Annotated in this window: 17 protein-coding genes and 1 riboswitch; of the genes, 13 read left to right on the top strand and 4 right to left on the bottom strand. The window is 52.1% G+C overall.

The annotated features are described in order from the left end of the window. Positions 1-149: 149 nt before the first annotated feature. A riboswitch (TPP riboswitch) is annotated at positions 150-261 on the top strand. A gap of 182 nt (positions 262-443) precedes the next feature. The 6 genes from ACFOLF_RS05000 (at position 444) to ACFOLF_RS04975 (ending at position 4,696) form a co-directional block, all read left to right on the top strand. Beyond that, positions 444-1,514 (top strand): ABC transporter substrate-binding protein, encoded by a 1,071-nt coding sequence (locus ACFOLF_RS05000; RefSeq protein WP_210042249.1) that lies wholly within the window; start codon positions 444-446, stop codon positions 1,512-1,514. Positions 1,515-1,564: 50 nt separating this feature from the next. After that, a complete protein-coding gene (locus tag ACFOLF_RS04995) occupies positions 1,565-1,867 on the top strand; it encodes a thiamine-binding protein (RefSeq protein WP_210041309.1) in 303 nt (100 codons plus the stop codon). Continuing rightward, the gene (locus ACFOLF_RS04990; RefSeq protein ID WP_210041307.1) at positions 1,857-2,627 is read left to right on the top strand and encodes an ABC transporter permease; all 771 of its coding nucleotides are present in this window, start codon (positions 1,857-1,859) and stop codon (positions 2,625-2,627) included. The genes ACFOLF_RS04995 and ACFOLF_RS04990 overlap by 11 nt, the downstream gene beginning before the upstream one ends. Positions 2,628-2,637: 10 nt before the next feature. Beyond that, positions 2,638-3,441 (top strand): ABC transporter ATP-binding protein, encoded by an 804-nt coding sequence (locus ACFOLF_RS04985; RefSeq protein ID WP_210041305.1) that lies wholly within the window; start codon positions 2,638-2,640, stop codon positions 3,439-3,441. Next, complete coding sequence (locus ACFOLF_RS04980; protein WP_379114593.1) at positions 3,438-4,253, top strand: TatD family hydrolase; 816 nt, start codon at positions 3,438-3,440, stop codon at positions 4,251-4,253. The genes ACFOLF_RS04985 and ACFOLF_RS04980 overlap by 4 nt, the downstream gene beginning before the upstream one ends. A 113-nt stretch (positions 4,254-4,366) precedes the next feature. After that, positions 4,367-4,696 carry a WGxxGxxG family protein gene (locus ACFOLF_RS04975; RefSeq protein WP_379114597.1) on the top strand — a complete coding sequence of 110 codons (330 nt, stop codon included), beginning with the start codon at positions 4,367-4,369 and terminating at the stop codon, positions 4,694-4,696. A gap of 106 nt (positions 4,697-4,802) precedes the next feature. Here ACFOLF_RS04975 and ACFOLF_RS04970 read toward each other — a convergent pair whose 3' ends face one another. Next, entirely contained in the window at positions 4,803-6,149 is a 1,347-nt protein-coding gene (locus ACFOLF_RS04970; RefSeq protein WP_210042244.1) for a hypothetical protein, read from the bottom strand. A gap of 384 nt (positions 6,150-6,533) precedes the next feature. Beyond that, entirely contained in the window at positions 6,534-7,835 is a 1,302-nt protein-coding gene (locus tag ACFOLF_RS04965) for a sensor histidine kinase (protein ID WP_210041303.1), read from the bottom strand. Between the two features lie 250 nt (positions 7,836-8,085). Between ACFOLF_RS04965 and ACFOLF_RS04960 the strand changes: the two genes are divergently transcribed. Beyond that, positions 8,086-8,784: a glycoside hydrolase family 73 protein gene (locus ACFOLF_RS04960; protein WP_210041301.1), complete on the top strand. Its 699-nt coding sequence runs from the start codon at positions 8,086-8,088 to the stop codon at positions 8,782-8,784. Positions 8,785-8,999: 215 nt separating this feature from the next. On the opposite strand, the gene ACFOLF_RS04955 is transcribed toward ACFOLF_RS04960, so the two are convergent. Then, positions 9,000-9,848 carry a hypothetical protein gene (locus ACFOLF_RS04955; RefSeq protein ID WP_210041298.1) on the bottom strand — a complete coding sequence of 283 codons (849 nt, stop codon included), beginning with the start codon at positions 9,846-9,848 and terminating at the stop codon, positions 9,000-9,002. A gap of 295 nt (positions 9,849-10,143) precedes the next feature. Between ACFOLF_RS04955 and ACFOLF_RS04950 the strand changes: the two genes are divergently transcribed. The 6 genes from ACFOLF_RS04950 (at position 10,144) to ACFOLF_RS04925 (ending at position 16,407) form a co-directional block, all read left to right on the top strand. After that, on the top strand, positions 10,144-10,860 hold the full coding sequence (locus ACFOLF_RS04950) for a TrkA C-terminal domain-containing protein (RefSeq protein ID WP_210041296.1): 717 nt from the start codon (positions 10,144-10,146) through the stop codon (positions 10,858-10,860). A gap of 165 nt (positions 10,861-11,025) precedes the next feature. Then, a complete protein-coding gene (locus ACFOLF_RS04945; protein WP_210041294.1) occupies positions 11,026-12,270 on the top strand; it encodes an ArgE/DapE family deacylase in 1,245 nt (414 codons plus the stop codon). A 34-nt stretch (positions 12,271-12,304) separates the two neighbouring features. Next, positions 12,305-13,276, top strand: a complete 972-nt coding sequence (locus ACFOLF_RS04940; protein ID WP_210041292.1) for a D-2-hydroxyacid dehydrogenase — start codon at positions 12,305-12,307, stop codon at positions 13,274-13,276. Positions 13,277-13,990: 714 nt separating this feature from the next. Continuing rightward, positions 13,991-14,359 (top strand): CidA/LrgA family protein, encoded by a 369-nt coding sequence (locus tag ACFOLF_RS04935; RefSeq protein WP_210041290.1) that lies wholly within the window; start codon positions 13,991-13,993, stop codon positions 14,357-14,359. Continuing rightward, the gene (locus ACFOLF_RS04930) at positions 14,337-15,029 is read left to right on the top strand and encodes an LrgB family protein (RefSeq protein ID WP_210041288.1); all 693 of its coding nucleotides are present in this window, start codon (positions 14,337-14,339) and stop codon (positions 15,027-15,029) included. The genes ACFOLF_RS04935 and ACFOLF_RS04930 overlap by 23 nt, the downstream gene beginning before the upstream one ends. 109 nt (positions 15,030-15,138) lie before the next feature. Beyond that, the gene (locus ACFOLF_RS04925) at positions 15,139-16,407 is read left to right on the top strand and encodes a peptidyl-prolyl cis-trans isomerase (RefSeq protein WP_210041286.1); all 1,269 of its coding nucleotides are present in this window, start codon (positions 15,139-15,141) and stop codon (positions 16,405-16,407) included. Between the two features lie 86 nt (positions 16,408-16,493). Here the strand turns inward: ACFOLF_RS04925 and rocF are convergent, their stop codons facing one another. Beyond that, on the bottom strand, positions 16,494-17,396 hold the full coding sequence (gene rocF / locus ACFOLF_RS04920; protein ID WP_210041284.1) for an arginase: 903 nt from the start codon (positions 17,394-17,396) through the stop codon (positions 16,494-16,496). Between the last annotated feature and the right edge of the window lie 22 nt (positions 17,397-17,418).

Here is a 17,418-nt window from a genome sequence, read left to right as displayed (position 1 = left end):
ATTTGCGGATTTTATGAGACTGATAGGCAAACGATTGTAAAATCACCACAAGGCCCCCGTATATTTAACGGATCAAGCAACCTGTTATATGTCAACATTCAGGTGGCATTTTGCGCATTGTTTGCTATAATAGGAGATGCGACATAACTGAATATGACATGGGGAGCTGGAGTAGGCCGGCTGAGAGGGGATACCGTTACAATCCCGACCCTTTGACCTGATCTGGATAATGCCAGCGTAGGAATTGCATTGTAGCCAGCCCGTTTTCATGGTTTTAAGTGAAAGCAGGGGGGCGGATTTTACAAAGCCGTTTACAAGCGTCTTCCATCGGGAGGGCGCTTTTTCTTATGGACAAATCGGGGTTATGTGAAGAAGTTGTCGCTTATCTTGAACGATATTGGGGAGGAGCAGCGCAGATCATGGCAGTAAACAAACGGTTCACAATGGCAAAATGGGGAATAGCGGTGCTTATCCTGCTGCTCACGCTCGCGGGCTGCGGAGCCAAAGAGAATAATACGGAGCAGGCAGACAACGCGGCGGGTACAAACAGCAGCGGTGCGGATGCGGACGGAGCCAGCCAGGAGTCCGGCAACACGGATGCCGGACAGACCGCTGCCTTAACGAAGGTGAAGGTCGTGCTGGACTGGACGCCGAATACGAATCATACAGGGCTGTATGTAGCCCGGGACAACGGTTTTTTCAAAAACCATGGACTTGATGTGGAAATCATCCAACCCGGCGAAGCCGGTGCCGACACGATGGTGGCCACGGGCGCGGCGGATTTCGGAGTAGGTTATCAGGAAGGGATTACACAAGCGCGGATTCAGGGTGTGCCGCTGGTTTCCATAGCCGCTGTCATCCAGCACAACACCTCGGGCTTCGCTTCGCCTGCGGACAAGAATATCAAGACGCCGACCGATTTTGAGGGTAAAACCTATGGCGGCTGGGGCTCTCCGGCCGAGGAGGCCGTCATCGATTCATTGATGCAGGAGCAGAAGGCGGATGCGGGCAAAGTGAAAATCGTGAACATCGGCGATGCTGATTTCTTCACCGCTGTGAAGAAAAACATTGATTTTGCCTGGATTTATTATGCATGGACCGGCGTGGAGGCCGAGCTTCGCGGGGATAAAATCAACATGATTTACTTGACCGATTACAGCGACAAGCTGGACTATTATACGCCTGTGCTGGAAACGAATGAGAAGATGATTGCCGAGCGCAGCGACATTGTAAAAGCATTCGTAGCCGGAGCATCCGAAGGGTATATCTTTGCGATCGATCATCCCGAGGATGCGGCGGAAATTCTGATCAAGGCGGAGCCGGATCTGAACGCCGATCTGGTCCGGGCCAGCCAGAAATGGCTCAGCCCGCGCTATCAGGATGATGCAGCCCGCTGGGGGGAGCAAAAACCGGAAGTATGGACGAATTATGCCGACTGGATGTTTGAGCATAAGCTGCTGGATAAAAAACTCGAGGCGGATAAAGCCTTCACAAACGAATTTTTGCCTGAATAACCGATAAAGGCCGGAGGGAACTCAAAATAGCGAAAGGGGAAGGAAACGACATGGCGAACGCCTTATTAAGCATTCAAATACTGCCGCATACACCTGGAGGGGAAAGCGTCATCCCGTATGTGGACCGTGCCATCGAGATTATTAAAGCATCAGGCGTGCCTTACCGTGTAGCGCCGCTTGAAACGACGATGGAAGGGGAATTGAATCATCTGCTGTCTATCGTGCAGGAGATGAATGATGCGATGACCGTGATGGGTTGCCCATCCGTAATCTCACAAATCAAAGTGTACTATAATCCCGAAAGCGGCGCGTCCATGGGCAGGCTGCTGGAGAAATATCCAGATGGTCAGTAAGCTTCGCAAATATGGGCCTCCTGTAATTGTATTGGCTGTTTTTATTGTGTTGTGGCAGGCGGCGGTGGCTGTTTTTGATATCGAGCCCTACATTCTCCCGTCTCCGCTTGCGATTGCGTCCAACACAGTCTCGGAGGCGCCGCGTCTGTTTCATCATACGCTGTCAACGCTGGGCGTGACTCTGCTCGGCTTTACGGCAGGAACGGCGGCGGGCTTCGTGCTCGCCGCTTTGCTGCATCTTATACCGGGAGCCAAAGCCGGTTTCTACCCGCTGCTGGTTCTGACCCAGAACGTGCCCGTTATCGCACTGGGATCGCTGCTGGTGGTGTGGTTTGGCTTTGGCATACTCCCGAGGCTCATACTGATTATGCTCGTCTGTTTTTTTCCCGTTGTTGTAGCCATGCTTACGGGACTTACGCAAAGCGATCCAAAGCTGGTCGACTATATGAAGATGATCGGTGCGTCCAAGAGCCAGCTGTTCTGGCGCCTGGAGCTTCCCAACGCCGTATCCTATCTGTTCTCGGGCCTGAAAATCGCCGCTTCCTACAGCGTGATCAGCGCAATTTACGCCGAATCGATTGGCGGAAGCGAGGGACTGGGCAACTTTATGCTGGTGTCCCAACGGGGCTGGCAGACGGCTAATGTATTTTCCGCTATCGCGATTATTGTCGTTCTGAGTCTCATTCTGTTTGGAATTATCAGTTTGGCTGAGCAAATACTGGTGCGCGGAGGCAGGCGCAAACCCGAGAAAGGAGCGTGACATTAATTATATGACACAGAATGCGCTTGAGCTGAAGGCTGTATCCAAGCGTTTTAATGAAGGAAACTCTTCCAAGCTTGTATTGTCCGATGTGACCTTTCATGTGAAGGAAGGTGAATTCGTCTCGTTAATTGGACCATCCGGCAGCGGGAAAACGACTCTCTTCCAAATTATTGGCGGACTTGAGCGGCCTTCTTCAGGTGAGATCCGGATTGACGGCCGAATCAGTCTCGGCGATCGGGGCAGAATCGCTTATATGCCGCAGCAGGCTGCATTGCTGCCTTGGCTGACCGTAACGGGCAATATTGAGCTTGCTTTATCCATAGCGGGCCTCCCCCGCAGAGAAGGACGGACCCTGGCAAAGGAATGGCTGGAACGCGTCGGTCTAAGCGGATTGGCTGACTCTTATCCTCATGTCCTCTCCGGAGGCATGCAGCAGCGCGTTTCCTTCCTGCGTGCTTTGCTTTCCCCTCAGCCCCTGATGTGTCTGGATGAGCCTTTCGGTGCTCTGGATGCGCTGACCAGACTGCATATGCAAACCTGGCTGCTGTCCCTGTGGGAGGAACACCGCCGGTCTGTCCTGTTTGTCACTCACAGTATTGAAGAGGCGCTCCTGCTCTCGGACCGCATCATTGTGCTGTCGGCTTCTCCGGCTGTCGTTCTCCGGGAAATTGCGGTTCCTTTCCCGCGCCCGCGCAGCGGGGAGCAGCTGTGGAATGAACCGGTATTCAATGCCATGAAGCTGGAAATTTATGAGCTTCTCAAGCCGGATGGAACGTTTGAGAGCAAGCGCAAGGAGGAGGCTATGCATTGAAAGGGAATACCGGCTTGAACGAAGGCTCATATATCGATGCGCATTTGCATGTGGATTTATATGCGCCGGAGGAACGGGAGAGTCTGCTGAATGGGGCTTTTCACAACGGAATTGCTGCAGTCGTTGCCGTATCCATGCATCTGGATTCCTGCAAAATAAACCGGGAGATTGCCGCAAGGCATCCGGGAAGAGTGATTCCGGCTTATGGCTTTCATCCCGAGCAGCATCTTCCTGGCGAGGGCCAGCTGCAGGAGCTTGTACAATGGATCAGGGAGCGCCATCAGGCCGAGGAGGTTTTTGCAATCGGAGAGGTTGGGCTGCCTTATTATTCGCGTATGGAAGCCCGTGAAGCGGGCGTGGACTTTGATGAGAGTCCTTATCTGCTGGCGCTTGATCAATTTGCCGCTCTGGCTGCCGAACTTGATCGTCCGGTCGTTCTGCACGCGGTCTACGAGGATGGAGACAAAGCCTGCGATATTCTGGAGAAGCACGGCGTCCGGCGTGCGCATTTCCATTGGTTCAAAGGCTCCGAAGCCACTTTGGAGCGGATGCGTGCAGCCGGTTACTTTTTGTCGGTAACACCGGATGTGCTTTATGAAGAAGAAATCCGGCAGATGGTGAGCGCTTATCCCATTGAACTGATGATGACGGAAACGGACGGTCCCTGGCCGTTCGAAGGTCCTTTCGCCGGACAAATCACCAAGCCGGCCATGGTACGGGACGTGGCTATGGCAATTGCCTCCCTGAAAGATTTACCTGCCGGTGAGGCAGCTTCCATATTGCTTCATAATGCACGGGATTTCTATAGCTAATCCAAAGGAGCGGATAAGTTTGGATTAAATTTTTGCATAAAAGCATCGCCAAGAGGAGAAAACAAGAGGGAACACAATCATGTATCCCAAATGGAGGTCTTCTCTTGAAAAAGATGATCGCAAGCCTGTTCGTATGTGCGGTACTTTCTGTTATGCTGCTGGTGCCAGCTTTTGCTGCTCATGACATGAACCGCTCCAACATGAACAACAGCACAACGTATTCCGGTACAAACCTGGGGACGGACAATGGAATGGTTGACAGAACCAGCAATACCGCAGGTGTTGGCACAAACCCTAGAATGAATACGTATGGGACAACTACAGCCAACAACATAAGAGCCAATGCAGCCGATGACAACAATGATATGGACTGGGGCTGGCTTGGTTTGCTTGGACTTCTCGGTTTGGTAGGCTTACGCGGCCGCAGCAAAGAGCGGACATAAGTTTAACTTTGCCAATCCGGATAAACCCGATAAAGGGGCAGCATATGCTTCTTTATCGGGTTTATTGCGTTTTATAACTGCCCGCCGTTCATAACAAGCGCCAACCTCAAATGATAAACATCGCGACGAGCGTCGTCACGGCAAGGCCAAGCAGCACAGGCTTCAAATTCCGGCGGGCCAGCTCGAACGGATCAACTCCGCAGATGGCGGCTGCCGGAATAAGCGCCCATGGGATAAGGGTTCCGCCGCCGACCCAGATTGCGGCAACCTGACCGAGAGCCGTCAACGTGGCCGCTCCGGTTCCGATTGCGGATGCGAATAATTGGGCGATCGAACCAGCCAGCGACAGTCCGGAGAAGCCGGAGCCGTCCAGACCCGTAATCGCGCCGGTCACGGTAAGCGTTACGGCACCAATTGCCTGATTAAGCGGCACATGGTTGGCCAGCGCGACGCCAAGATCATTTACGATGCCGTGAGAGCCCTCCGGCAGCACATTGCCGAACATTTCCGTGAAAGCGGCGTCTCCCAGATAGAAGAATGCCGCTATCGGAATGACTGGCCCGAACACCTTGAAGCCGAATTGGAAACCTTCGATCAAATAAGAGGTGGTTTCCTCCAGACCCCGGTTCCGGTGAGCCAGCATCGTGACCCCGATGAGGATCAATACGGCAGTGCCGCCTACGAGAGCCGTGGCGTCCCCGCCCTGCAGATTCAGAATGAACATGGCTGCCACGTCGATGGCAAAAAGCACGGGAATCAGTACGGCGAGCAGCTGCTTTTGTTTGTGAGGCAGGCTGATGCGCCCTTCGCTTTGGTTCGCCGTGTGCCCGCTGATTGTCCCTGATACAAGGCCGTCTCTCCACGTTCCCTTCTTCATATCCCGCCGCATCATCCAGAATGCCGCTACCGTTGTGACGAGACCCATGACGATTACAAGGGGAATGCTCGCCTCCATTACTTCCGAGACCGGCAGCCCGGCTGCATCAGCAGTCAGCTTCGGAGCGCCTTGAATGATATAATCTCCGGAAAGCGCAATCCCATGCCCGAACAGGTTCATGGCCATGGCCGCGCCGAGCGCCGGCAGCCCCACTCTTACGGCAACCGGCAGCAGAACAGCGCCGATAAGCGCGACGCCGGGAGAAGGCCAGAAAAACCAGGACGTAAACATCATAATAAAACCGATGCCCCAATAGGCGAGGGCAGGCGTCCTTAGGAACCGCGTAAGTGGAGCTACCATTACCTCATTGACGCCGGTTTTGATCAAGATGCGGCTCATGGCGACGATGATGGAAATAATAAAGATCGTGCCGATCAGCTCTTTTGTTGCATAGATAAAGCTGTTGAAAATACCGCTGACTGATCCGCTGAGGCTTTCTGTTGCCAACAGACCAAGCGCCAAAATACCAACCACACAAATTAAAGTCGTATCCCGCCTTTTGATGAGCAGAGCCATTATGAAGACGATAAAGGCGAGGTAAACCCAATGCAGCGGGACAAGCTGAAATTCCACCTGGAATCACCCTCTCTTGCCTGTAAAAAGTCATACATTGTATGCAGCTTGTGCCATAGGCGTTCGCTGGATATGATGCGGCAAGTTTTTTTGGTGATGCAAGGTGGTTTTCCAAAGACAAGCTGAACTCGACACTTTACAGCATATCTCAACATTTGGGGGAGTTCTGACCTGGGAATCTCATATAAATTGACAATCAGGGAACAAAAAAAGTGGCCCGCAGCTTTCGCGGGCCAAATGAAACTATATCAATGGGGGGTCATGTAACAATATTAACCGCGCCAAATGACATTGAATCACATCGTTATCCTTCATTTTTTCATTTAATTATGCCCGGCGTGTCTTCGGCAAATGAATGGAAAAAGTAGCTCCTGCCTGCTGACTTGACACATCGATGCTTCCGCCGTGCTTTTGCATGATCAGGTAGCAATAAGTCAGACCCAGCCCAAAATTATCCTCATGGTGCTTGGTGGAAAAAAACGGCTCGAAAAGCTGCGCGCGGGTCTCCTTGTCAATTCCCCTGCCATTGTTGGAGAAATCAACCAGGAAGTCTTTCTTGCTCTCATGTATTCTTATTGCCAGCATGCCATTGTCCATTTCCACCGCTTCAACCGCATTGCGGATCAGATTGGCGAATACCTCCTGAAGGTGGAGCTTGTCGCAAATCAAATTGCAGGGCAAAGAATAGTCCGTCAGTACGGAAATCCTTTTATGCTCAAGCAAATAGCGGTTGGATAGCAGCGCCTGGGCGACAATGTCGGACAAGCTTGCAGGTCCTTCGACAATTTCGATATCTTCTATATGTTTCTTGATGCGTTTCACCATATGCATCATCTGTCTCGTCTCCGCTTGAATAACCGCAATATCCTCGTCCGCCTGTTCATGCAGCCTGTTCTGTACATGCTCCTTCAAACGGCCTGTCAGCATATCAATGTTTGTGATGTGATTTTTCATGGCATGGTTAAGCATGGCCGCCCCCGACACGATTCCCTTTATCGTCTGATCGTGAAGCTGCTTTTCAAATTTGATTCTCACGCCAAGCACGCCGAACCGGATCGCAGACACAATAAATACGGCAAAAGCGATGACGACGAACAAACTGATGTACCGGTAGCTGCCAAACGTATGCACAGCTCTTTCGAAGTGATTGACCACAACAATCATAATGACGGGAGGAACAATAAAACAGGCGGTTATGAGTCGGTTTCTTCTTTTAAGCGGGTTCTTTTCTTTCAGATAAGCATAGATAACGAGAAAACATCCGGCCAGATAATAGGGAACCGCCCAGAAGAGAAGGAGGAGAAAATCCATCTGGATATCGGGCTTCATCGGCGTAATAAGCAGCGTCGTGATAATCGGCAGCGCAAGCGCGCAGGCGAATATGTTTTTGACTCGGGGAATCGCGGTTTCGGAATAAACGATCGAGAACATGATGAAGCCGTAAGGGGTGCAGGCCTGAAGGATGAAGAAGAAGAGACTGTGCCATACAGGGGCCTGAGCGACATCCGAAAAACTGCCCAGCCCAGCAAAAAATAGAAATAATACCGCCCATTTGGTCGCTTCGTGTTTGCGGCCGTAGAAATAAATCATGGAGGCGAGTAAAAGATCAATAATGGCTGAATAGATCATATTTTATTTTCCTACCCGTCAATCCACCCTAGCGGCGGGTTTTCCTTCATGGTAGCATGATTTTCCGAAAATTCCCATAAAAATTCCATAGATCATGCTACAGCCATCTGCCGATCAGCACATATTCCGGATGAAATAAATACTCACGAAATGTACATGATGTCCACATATGCCGCGATTAAAGAGGGTGCGTTTGCATACGATACAGTATGACAAGTGTGACAAGCTTATCACAAGGAGAGAATTCACGATGAGATATACAAAAGCGGATTTCTTCGCACTCCTGGCTCCTGTCGTTCTCCAGGTCAGGCGGGAAGGGTCGCCGCTATTGCCCTCGGTGCGCCTTGCCCAAAGCTGGCTGGAAACGGGAGGAAACCTTAACAGCTGGAACAATCTGGGCGGCTACAAGGTGGGCAGCGGCGCGCCAAACGCTTATTGGACGGGAGAAATGGTAAGCAAAGGAACCTGGGAGATATACGGGGGCAAGGCGGTTAATGTCGTCGCTTCCTTCAGAGCTTACGATAGCGTCTACAGCTTTTATAAGGATCAGGATCTGTTGCTTGCCAGAAGCCGCTATGCCCCTGTAAGAGCTGCGACAACACCAGCCGGGCAGTGCTGGGCTTTCTATATGTGCGGGTATGCGACTGATCCGGACTATGCCGCCAAGCTGATCTCCATTATTAAGTTGAATGGACTGATCCAATACGACGAGACCGGGATTGTGGAGGAGGAGGACGAAGAGATGACCAAGGAAGAAAAAGCCGCCTTTGAAGAATTGAAAGCAAAAGTAGCGGAGCTCGCGGGCAGACAATCTATGGATACGATTCCTGAATGGGCCATGGAGGCGGCAGTCGCTGCGAAGAAAGCAGGCATTGTCGATACTACAGCAGGCGGCTCCTACGATTTCTACCGGGTGCTGACGATATTGCACCGCAAAGGCTTGATCTGATCAGGCTGATCGGCCAAATGTTTACCATGCAAGCCGTACGCAAAACTTCCGCTGGCCCATGTGACCAGCGGGAGTTGTTCCGCTCCTATTCAAAACGCTTTTTGGCATCCTCAAACGCTTTTTTATTATCTGCATTTTCGGAGTCTGTAAAACCAAAAATCATTTTACCATCTGTAATCAACTGCATGATTCTTTATCCTTTTTATCCTTGGATATTACAGTGGAGCGATTATTTTGCTTCCTTTTAGCGAATATTTCGCCAGCAGAATAAAAATGACGTACGTTACAATGCGAACAATCGTCAGTAATAAAAAGTTCCACCCATTTATGAAAATCAGAACGTTCATGCTGACGAGGATAAAGTCGCTCAATAAAATGACAGCAGCGGGAGCGGCTTTCCAAACAGGTTTTTGATGGATACATAAAAAAAACACAAAAATAACAGCCATACACGAATGATAAATATAGGAAAACATAAAATCATCCCGGTATTTATTTTCAACCCAACCGGGGACGAAATATAATTTCTCCAAAAGCGTCAGCATGGTAACAGGGATGGTAATAACAAACCCGGCAGCTAATAAAAGGGTGGCATTCCGCAGAAGCGCGTGCCGGTTTTCTCTCAGTTTGGCATACCAGACCTTCATCAAGGATAAACAAAGAAAAGCCCCGATGCCCGTGAAATAAGTTTTCCACCAGTTCTGTTCGTATATGCCCAGTTTATTAAAGAATTCTTCTATTAACATAAAAGCGATGGAAAACAAGAAAATCCAGCGGTAACGCAGCGCGAACGCCGCTATCAGGACCGCTGATCCACCCCACACAAACATATTGCTAATCAAATGACCAGCAACGCTATCGGCAAAAGAATCTGCCAATATTCCAGGTTTATAAACGTAAGCCTGAAATATAATGAGTACGAAATATTCACATAAAAAAATAAAAAAGCAGACGGATAAAAAAAATGTGACCAGATCAGCAAAATTCCTTTTCTTGAACCAGGTAAAAATGAGCATCCCGACACCGGTTACAGCAAGGCAAATATACCAGAATAAGTTCATCATAGTCTTCTCTCCAAATGTGCCTGATAATAGGGAAGCCTTTCAAACGTCTCCTTTCGGAAACGAAGATTTACATAAAAAACCGGGGCCCTCTTTCGAGGGCCCCTTTTCATGGGAGAGGAGAAACCGGACGAAGAGCTTATGGGGAAACGTAAGTCTTCTCCGCGGTTGTCTACGGCATCTCGCGACGCCGATACAGATAGGATTGCCGATTTGTGGGGATTTATACATCTCGCGATTTTTTTCAGACAATTCGGGTAATGGTAATCGAGAGAAACGAGCAAAGGAGGGGATCATCATGGGATTCAAGTTTATCCTGATCTATTTCATCATTATTTTCCTGGTGCTTGAGATTGCGATTATTCTCTTTCGCAGTACGGGACTCAAGCGTGAAATATCCCGGTTCCAGGTGGTCTCCATGATGACGGGGACAGGCTTCACGACCAAAGAGTCTGAGCTCATATTAAGGCATCCGGTGCGGCGGAACATCGGTATGTTTCTCATTTTGTTCGGTGTGTTTTCCCTAGCGGTTATTATCTCGTCCATCAGTGCAATCATGACGGAGAGCTTTCACGTGCCCCAGCTTGTCTGGACAGCTGCTGTGCTTGGGTTATTATTGCTGATACTGCGCTTTACGCCGGTCCACACCTTTCTGACAAAATGGCTTCATGGTGAGCTCCAGCAAAGCTTCGATCTGAAGGAACTGCCGGTTTCCGAAATCTTTGAGATGGGCGAGAATGATCAATTTATCGATATTCCTCTTTTTGCAAATTCCCGGCATGTTGGCAAACGCGTTCAGGAGCTGCTGACAGATCAGTATGATATTAATCTTCTTTTTATCAAGCGGGGTAAAGAAACCATTCGCAAGGAGCGCTTATCCACCGAACTGCGCAGCGGGGATCTCATTTATGTTTACGGTAATAAGGCAGACCTGGCAAATTTGTTTAAGGAAGAGCTGGCCGAGAGGGATAAACAGGACCATGATGAGAACAGAGCGGCCAGCCTGAACGAATAAAATCCATGATTTGTCCTGCAGCCTGACCCCTGACCCCCCATTTTATGTGATAAAATAATACTAAATATGTGCAAGCGCTATCGGCAGACTCTTATATTGCAGGTGGATTATTACGCATGGGTATTAGGAGTGTCTCGAGTTTCATTAATTAGGGGGACTTATTTTATGAATGACGATAAAGCAAAGCTTGCGGCTTGGCTGCAGAATCATGAATCCGAGATGATCGACCTGCTAGGCAAACTTGTATCCGCCCCTTCCGACAATCCGCCGGGGAACTGCGCGTCAATCGCTGAGGTGGTTGTCAGGGAACTGACAGACAGAGGTTTTGAACCGTTTATGGATGTCGTTCCGAAAGAAGAGACGCTGGCAGCTGGTATGGCAGAGGGGAGAAATGTGGTTGCCGATACTCTATTAGGCACCGGTACAGGTCCCGTGATTGCGCTTAACGCACATGGCGATGTGGTGCCGCCCGGAGAAGGCTGGACATATGACCCCTACGGGTCTATTATTGCGGAAGGAAAGCTTTATGGCAGAGGAGCCGCCGTATCCAAGTCGGATATCGCCGTCTATACCTATGCGGTCATGGCGCTGCGTGAGTGCGGGGTAGAGGCAGACGGCAGGCTTTGTCTGGCCATCACTTTCGATGAAGAGACGGGCGGCGAAATTGGTCCGCAGCGGCTGCTTCGCGAAGGATTTATTGCACCGGATTACGCAGTCGTAGCAGGTTTCACTTACTCGGCGGTAACCGCTCACAATGGCTGTCTGCATCTTGAAGTTACGCTCAAGGGAAGGTCAGCCCATGCGGCTATCCCGAATACCGGAGCCGATGCCCTTGAAGCGATGAGCAAAGTACTGAGCGCTTTATATGATTACCGCAATCATTTATCCGGCATCCATTCTGCAGTCGAGGGCATTGAATCCCCGACTTTGTCCGTGGGACTTATTCAGGGGGGCATCAACACGAATGTGGTGCCGGACCGCTGTGTTATACGCCTGGACCGGCGCATCATTCCGGAGGAGAATCCCGGGTTGGTCGAGCAGGAACTGACGTCAGTCATCGGATTGGCCGTTCAGGGCTGCACGGATATCGAACTCCAAATCCGGCGTATTTTGCTTGCTCTGCCCTTTAAGGAAGTTGAAGGGACCCGGCCGCTGCTGGAGGCGCTCCGCGCCAACTGGACACAGGTCATGGGAGAAGGGGAACTGCCCGTGCAGGGGGTGCCGCTTTATGCCGATGCGCGGCATTTCACGGAGGCGGGTATCCCGACGGTCATGTTCGGCGCAGGTCCCCGCACGCTGGAGGAAGCGAACGGTCATCGGGCGGATGAGCATGTCCGGCTCCAGGATGTCGCGGCAGCCGCGCGGATTGTGACGTTTACCCTGTATGATTTGCTTCGTCAGCAGGGATAGCTTGCATAAGAATATGATGGAGGGCTAAATTTCAATGAATATTGTTGTTTTGGATGGCTATACCCTGAATCCGGGCGATTTGAGCTGGGAGGAAATATCCAGACTGGGCAAGCTGACGGTATACGACCGCACCACGGAGGAAGAAATTGTCCAGCGCGCGGAGGATGCCGAAGTTGTGCTGTCCAACAAAACCCCGTTGTCGGCTGAAACGCTCGCCAGGCTTCCCAGACTGAGATATATCGGTGTTCTCGCTACCGGCTATAACATCGTTGATACCAAAGCCGCTGCACAGCAGGGGATCACGGTCACCAATGTGCCTGACTACAGCTCGTTCTCGGTCTCGCAGCTGGTTTTTTCCTTGATTCTGGAGTTTTGCCATCAGGTTCAAAAGCATAGCGATGCCGTTCATGGCGGGCGCTGGTCGGCCATTAAAGATTTTACGTTCTCCTTATCCCCGCTTCATGGGTTGATTCATAAAACGATGGGCATTATCGGTTTTGGCCAAATCGGCCAGCAGGTCGCTCAGATCGCAGCAGCCTTCGGCATGCATGTGGTGGTCCATACCCGGACCGCCAAACAGGTTGAGGGCCTTGAGCATGTTCGATTTGTAGAGGAGAACGAGCTGTTCCGCGAGTCTGATTTTATCTCTCTTCATTGCCCGCTAACCGATCAAACGAAGGGGATTGTGAGCAGCCGGACGCTCGGGCTGATGAAACCGACGGCGTTCCTCGTAAATACGGCTCGCGGCGGTCATATCGTGGAACAGGATCTGGTGGATGCTCTGCAGGCAGGCACGATTGCCGGCGCAGGTCTGGATGTATTGTCCGTGGAGCCGCCTCCGGCTGACCATCCGTTAATTGGCGCGCCTAATTGCTTTTTGACCCCGCATATGGGCTGGGCTACCGTTGAATCGAGAAAGAGCCTGATGAGCCTGGCTGCAGGGAATCTGCAATCATTTATGGATGGTGCGGTGAGGAACCAGGTGGGGATAGATATAGCCCCCTAAATCCCCCGGAGGGGGACCCCAAGGGCCCCGGCCCTCTGGACACCCGGATGGTGTAACGAGGGAGATGCAGAGACGCTCCTGACAACAGTTGGCGGAATGCCCGTTTACGTCCTGCGGACCCACTTACCATGCGGCGCACCCGGAAGGGATGAAGTCCCAGGGGTCCGAGATAACGCAGAAGGTGCAGAGACGCACCTGATAGCTATTGGCGGAATGCCCGTTTACGTCCTGCGGACCCACTTACCATGCGGCGCACCCGGAAGGGATGAAGTCCTAAGGGGACCCGGAATAACGCAGAAGGTGCAGAGACGCACCTGATGGCTATTGGGCGGAATGCCCGTTTACGTCCTGCGGACCCACTTACCATGCGGCGCACCCGGAAGGGATGAAGTCCCAGGGGGACCGGGAATAACGCAGAAGGTGCAGAGACGCACCTGATAGCTATTGGGCGGAATGCCCGTTTACGTCCTGCGGACCCACTTACCATGCGGCGCATTCGGAAGGGATGGAGTCCCAGGGGGACCGGGAATAACGTAGAAGGTGCAGAGACGCACCTGATGGCTATTGGGCGCAATGCCCGTTTACGTCCTGCGGACCCACTTACCATGCGGCGCACCCGGAAGGGATGAAGTCCCAGGGGGACCGGGAATAACGTGGGAGCGCAAAGGAATAAACGAGGAAAATAAGGCGAAAATGGATAGTGAGGAGAGTTTGATGCGCGGATTTGTCATTATTATCGGTTTTGACGGTTTAGGGTGGCTGCTGCATTCGATTGCACGTGTGCCGCTTCCTTCTCATGTGCTGGGGCTGCTGCTGCTGACGGCGGCTTTGTTTTTGAATGTCATTAAACTGGAATGGGTGGAAGCCAGCGCAACGTTGCTGACGCGGCATATGATGCTGTTTTTTGTACCGCTGCTTGCCGGCGTGTCGACCTTCCTCCCATTGCTTCAGGAATCCTGGCTTGCCGCATTGATCAGCTTGACGGCAGGTACAGCCGCTGTTACGCTTCTAACCGGTCTGGTTACGCAGCTTTTAACGAACAAGCGGAAGGAGATTCCGCATGAACGGCAGCAGTCTTTATAGTGATCCGCTTTTTGGCGTATGTGTCACCGTTGTCGCGTATGCAGTCGCCTTGCTTGTCCGGAAACGGGTTCCGCGGCTGCATCCGCTTATCACGGCACCTGTTCTTGTTTATGGATTCCTGCAGCTTGGACGCATTGATTATTCGAATTACAAGGTTGGCGGGGATATGGTCACTTTCTTTCTCGGTCCGGCAACGGTAGCGCTGGCTATTCCGCTTTATAAACAAGCCGTCCGGTTGAAGCCGCTTTTGCCCTCCCTCCTGCTTGGAGCCTTCGTGGGGAGCGCACTGGGTATTGGCGTGAACGCCTTGTGCGTAATCGCTTTCGGCGGCACCGAGGAGCTGCTGAGATCATCGCTTCCGAAATCAGTGACTGCGGCCGTCTCGGTCGAGCTTTCACGCTGGCTGGGCGGTTCGCCGGAATTCACCGCAGCCCTTACCGTGATGACGGGATTGTTCGGCAGTGTGGCCGGCCCTGTGCTGCTCAAGCTCGTAGGCGTTCACGACCGTGTAGCCGCTTCTATCGCTATTGGCGCCGCTGCGCACGGCATAGGCTCCGCCAGACTGCTCGCCGATTCCCAGGAGGAGGGCGGCGTGAGCGGGTTTTCCATGGCCGCCTGCGCTGTGTTTACCCCGGTTTTGCTGCTGCCGATTCATTGGTTTCTTTTATAGAAACTGCCGACATTTTATCTTCTCTTAAGGTTTTTTAATTTTTAATCTGGTATATTTGACTGCAGCAGAAACAATAACTGCATCCATTTTCAGAAGGGAGTTTTACGCATTGAACGAGAAAGACAAGGATCTAGATAAAGAGATTGAACTGGAAGAAAAGGAAGCTTCGGCAAGTCCCGAGCTTGACGGAGAAACGGACGTTGATTCCCCCGCCAAGGGAGGCTTTAATCTCGAGAAGGAAACGCCCTCGGACTTGACGGAGGATGACATGGACCGGGACATAGAGTCCGGGCTTGCAGATGAGCGTGAAGAGACCGATGGTGCTCAAGACGAGTCGCTCACGCCCGTTCCGGTTGGAGCGGGCCCGTCAGCACCGGAAGCAGGCCGCAGAGGCAACAGCAGCAAGCCCTGGATGTTCATCGCGATCGGACTGGCACTGCTGCTTGTTGTAGCGCTGATCAAGCCGCCTTTTGGCAGCGCAAGCGGCAGCGATGAAGTTGTGGCAACCGTCAATGATGTCAAAATCACGCAGGACAACCTATTTGACAAAATGATCAGTCTGGGCGGCAAGTCGACGCTGGATCAGATGATTCAGGAAGAGCTGGTCAAACAGGAAGCCGATAAAGCCGGCATCACGGCGACAGAAGCCGATATTGACAGCGAGGTCAAGCTTTGGGAGGGACGTTTCCCTACAGCGGACGACTTTAATGCATGGCTGCAGCAGAACGGAATGACAGAAGCGGATTTCCGCAAGGAAATGCCGACTCAGCTTCGTATCCGCAAATTGCTGGAACCGAAGGCAACGGTTACCGACGACCAGATCAAGCAGTATTTTGACCAAAACAAAGCATCCTTCGATACGCCGGAGCAGGTCCGCGTCTCCCATATTCTTGTCGCAACCAAAGCGGAAGCGGAAGCGATTCTGAAGGAGCTTCAAGGCGGAGCAGATTTCGCCAAGCTGGCTTCCGAGAAATCGATTGACACGGGCAGCAAGGATAATGGCGGAGATTTGAACTTCTTCCCGCGCGGCGTGATGGACAAGCCGTTCGAGGATGCGGCGTTCGCTCTCAAAACCAAGGACGAGCTTAGTCCGATTGTACAGGGTGCCAACGGCTTCCATATCATCAAGTTCACAGACCGCAAAGCAGCCCACACGGCTACCCTGGATGAGGAAAAAGCGAAAATCAAGGACCAATTGCTTGCGCAGCAGGTTTCTGAGCTGTCCTCATCATGGCTTCAGGATATCAAAGCCAAAGCCAAAATCACCAATACACTGGAAGAACCGGCAGCAGCCGATGCGCCGGCAGATCCAAATGCACCTCCTGCAGATCCAAATGCACCTCCTGCAGATCCGGCTGCTGAGACTCCAGCGGGCTAAACAGCATTCGGTATAGGAAGCAGCTTCAACACAAAGACCGCTTGCCTTTTGCGACGCTTCATGCGCAGAAGACAAGCGGCTTTTTTTTACAGGATTTTCTCTCCGAGCAGAGAGCTGATAAGCTCGACGGCAAGCTTGGCTGTTCCATGCGTGCTGTCGAGCAGCGGATTGACCTCTACCACATCGGCGGAGGTTACCGCACCGCAATCATGCAGCATTTCCATGGCCAGATGAGCCTCCCGGTAATTCAAGCCGCCCCTCACAGGGGTACCGGTTCCCGGAGCTTCGCCGGGGTCAACGCTGTCGATATCGAAGCTGACATGAACGCCGTCTGCTCCGTTGGCGGCGATACGAATCGCCTGCTCCATGATACGGCCCATGCCGAGTTTGTCGATATCATGCATGGTGAAGCAGGTGACTCCGAGCGCCTGGATGAGCTGTTTTTCTCCTTCATCGAGCTGCCTGGCGCCAACGAGCACTACACGGCTGGGCTCAAGCTTGGGGCTGCTGCCGCAAAGCTGGACAAAACCGGGGTCCCCATACCCAAGGCCGGCAGCAAGACTCATGCCGTGCATATTGCCGGAAGGCGATGTGAGAGGAGTGTTGAGATCAGCATGTGCGTCGATCCAGATAACGCCAAGCTTTTTTTTATGCTGACATAATCCGGCAATGGTGCCGATGGCAATGCTGTGATCGCCGCCGATCGTCAGCGGGAAGGAGCCGCTGGCAGACAGCCGCGATACCTCGGACGCGACCGCCTTGCTCATGGCGAGAACGCGTCCCCAGTGTTTCATGCGCTCTGAGGTCCGTTTGTCAGCCGCAGGATCAGGCAGATAGGAGTCCTTCAGGACGACATAATCCAGCTTTAGCTGCAGCAGCTTATCCTCAAGGCCCGCGATGAGAACGGCTTGCGGGCCGCCTTCGGCTCCGCGTCGGCTGGCTCCCCAGTCAAAAGGAACAGGGAGGACGGCGATTTGCTGTTGTTTCATACTTTTGGCCTCCCTGTGCATA

Source organism: Paenibacillus sepulcri, from assembly GCF_042647105.1.
Taxonomy (GTDB): Bacteria; Bacillota; Bacilli; order Paenibacillales; family Paenibacillaceae; genus Paenibacillus_Z; species Paenibacillus_Z sepulcri.
Note: the sequence above shows the minus strand (reverse complement) of the source record. Positions and strands in the feature narration are given on the sequence as shown.

Excerpts from the sequence above, each read along its gene's own strand:
- ACFOLF_RS05000 (WP_210042249.1), top strand. The coding sequence starts at position 444 with ATGGCAAAATGGGGAATAGCGGTGCTTATCCTGCTGCTCACGCTCGCG.
- ACFOLF_RS04995 (WP_210041309.1), top strand. The coding sequence starts at position 1,565 with ATGGCGAACGCCTTATTAAGCATTCAAATACTGCCGCATACACCTGGA.
- ACFOLF_RS04990 (WP_210041307.1), top strand. The coding sequence starts at position 1,857 with ATGGTCAGTAAGCTTCGCAAATATGGGCCTCCTGTAATTGTATTGGCT.
- ACFOLF_RS04985 (WP_210041305.1), top strand. The coding sequence starts at position 2,638 with ATGACACAGAATGCGCTTGAGCTGAAGGCTGTATCCAAGCGTTTTAAT.
- ACFOLF_RS04975 (WP_379114597.1), top strand. The coding sequence starts at position 4,367 with ATGATCGCAAGCCTGTTCGTATGTGCGGTACTTTCTGTTATGCTGCTG.
- ACFOLF_RS04970 (WP_210042244.1), bottom strand. The coding sequence starts at position 6,149 with ATGGCTCTGCTCATCAAAAGGCGGGATACGACTTTAATTTGTGTGGTT.
- ACFOLF_RS04965 (WP_210041303.1), bottom strand. The coding sequence starts at position 7,835 with ATGATCTATTCAGCCATTATTGATCTTTTACTCGCCTCCATGATTTAT.
- ACFOLF_RS04960 (WP_210041301.1), top strand. The coding sequence starts at position 8,086 with ATGAGATATACAAAAGCGGATTTCTTCGCACTCCTGGCTCCTGTCGTT.
- ACFOLF_RS04955 (WP_210041298.1), bottom strand. The coding sequence starts at position 9,848 with ATGATGAACTTATTCTGGTATATTTGCCTTGCTGTAACCGGTGTCGGG.
- ACFOLF_RS04950 (WP_210041296.1), top strand. The coding sequence starts at position 10,144 with ATGGGATTCAAGTTTATCCTGATCTATTTCATCATTATTTTCCTGGTG.
- ACFOLF_RS04945 (WP_210041294.1), top strand. The coding sequence starts at position 11,026 with ATGAATGACGATAAAGCAAAGCTTGCGGCTTGGCTGCAGAATCATGAA.
- ACFOLF_RS04940 (WP_210041292.1), top strand. The coding sequence starts at position 12,305 with ATGAATATTGTTGTTTTGGATGGCTATACCCTGAATCCGGGCGATTTG.
- ACFOLF_RS04935 (WP_210041290.1), top strand. The coding sequence starts at position 13,991 with ATGCGCGGATTTGTCATTATTATCGGTTTTGACGGTTTAGGGTGGCTG.
- ACFOLF_RS04930 (WP_210041288.1), top strand. The coding sequence starts at position 14,337 with ATGAACGGCAGCAGTCTTTATAGTGATCCGCTTTTTGGCGTATGTGTC.
- rocF (WP_210041284.1), bottom strand. The coding sequence starts at position 17,396 with ATGAAACAACAGCAAATCGCCGTCCTCCCTGTTCCTTTTGACTGGGGA.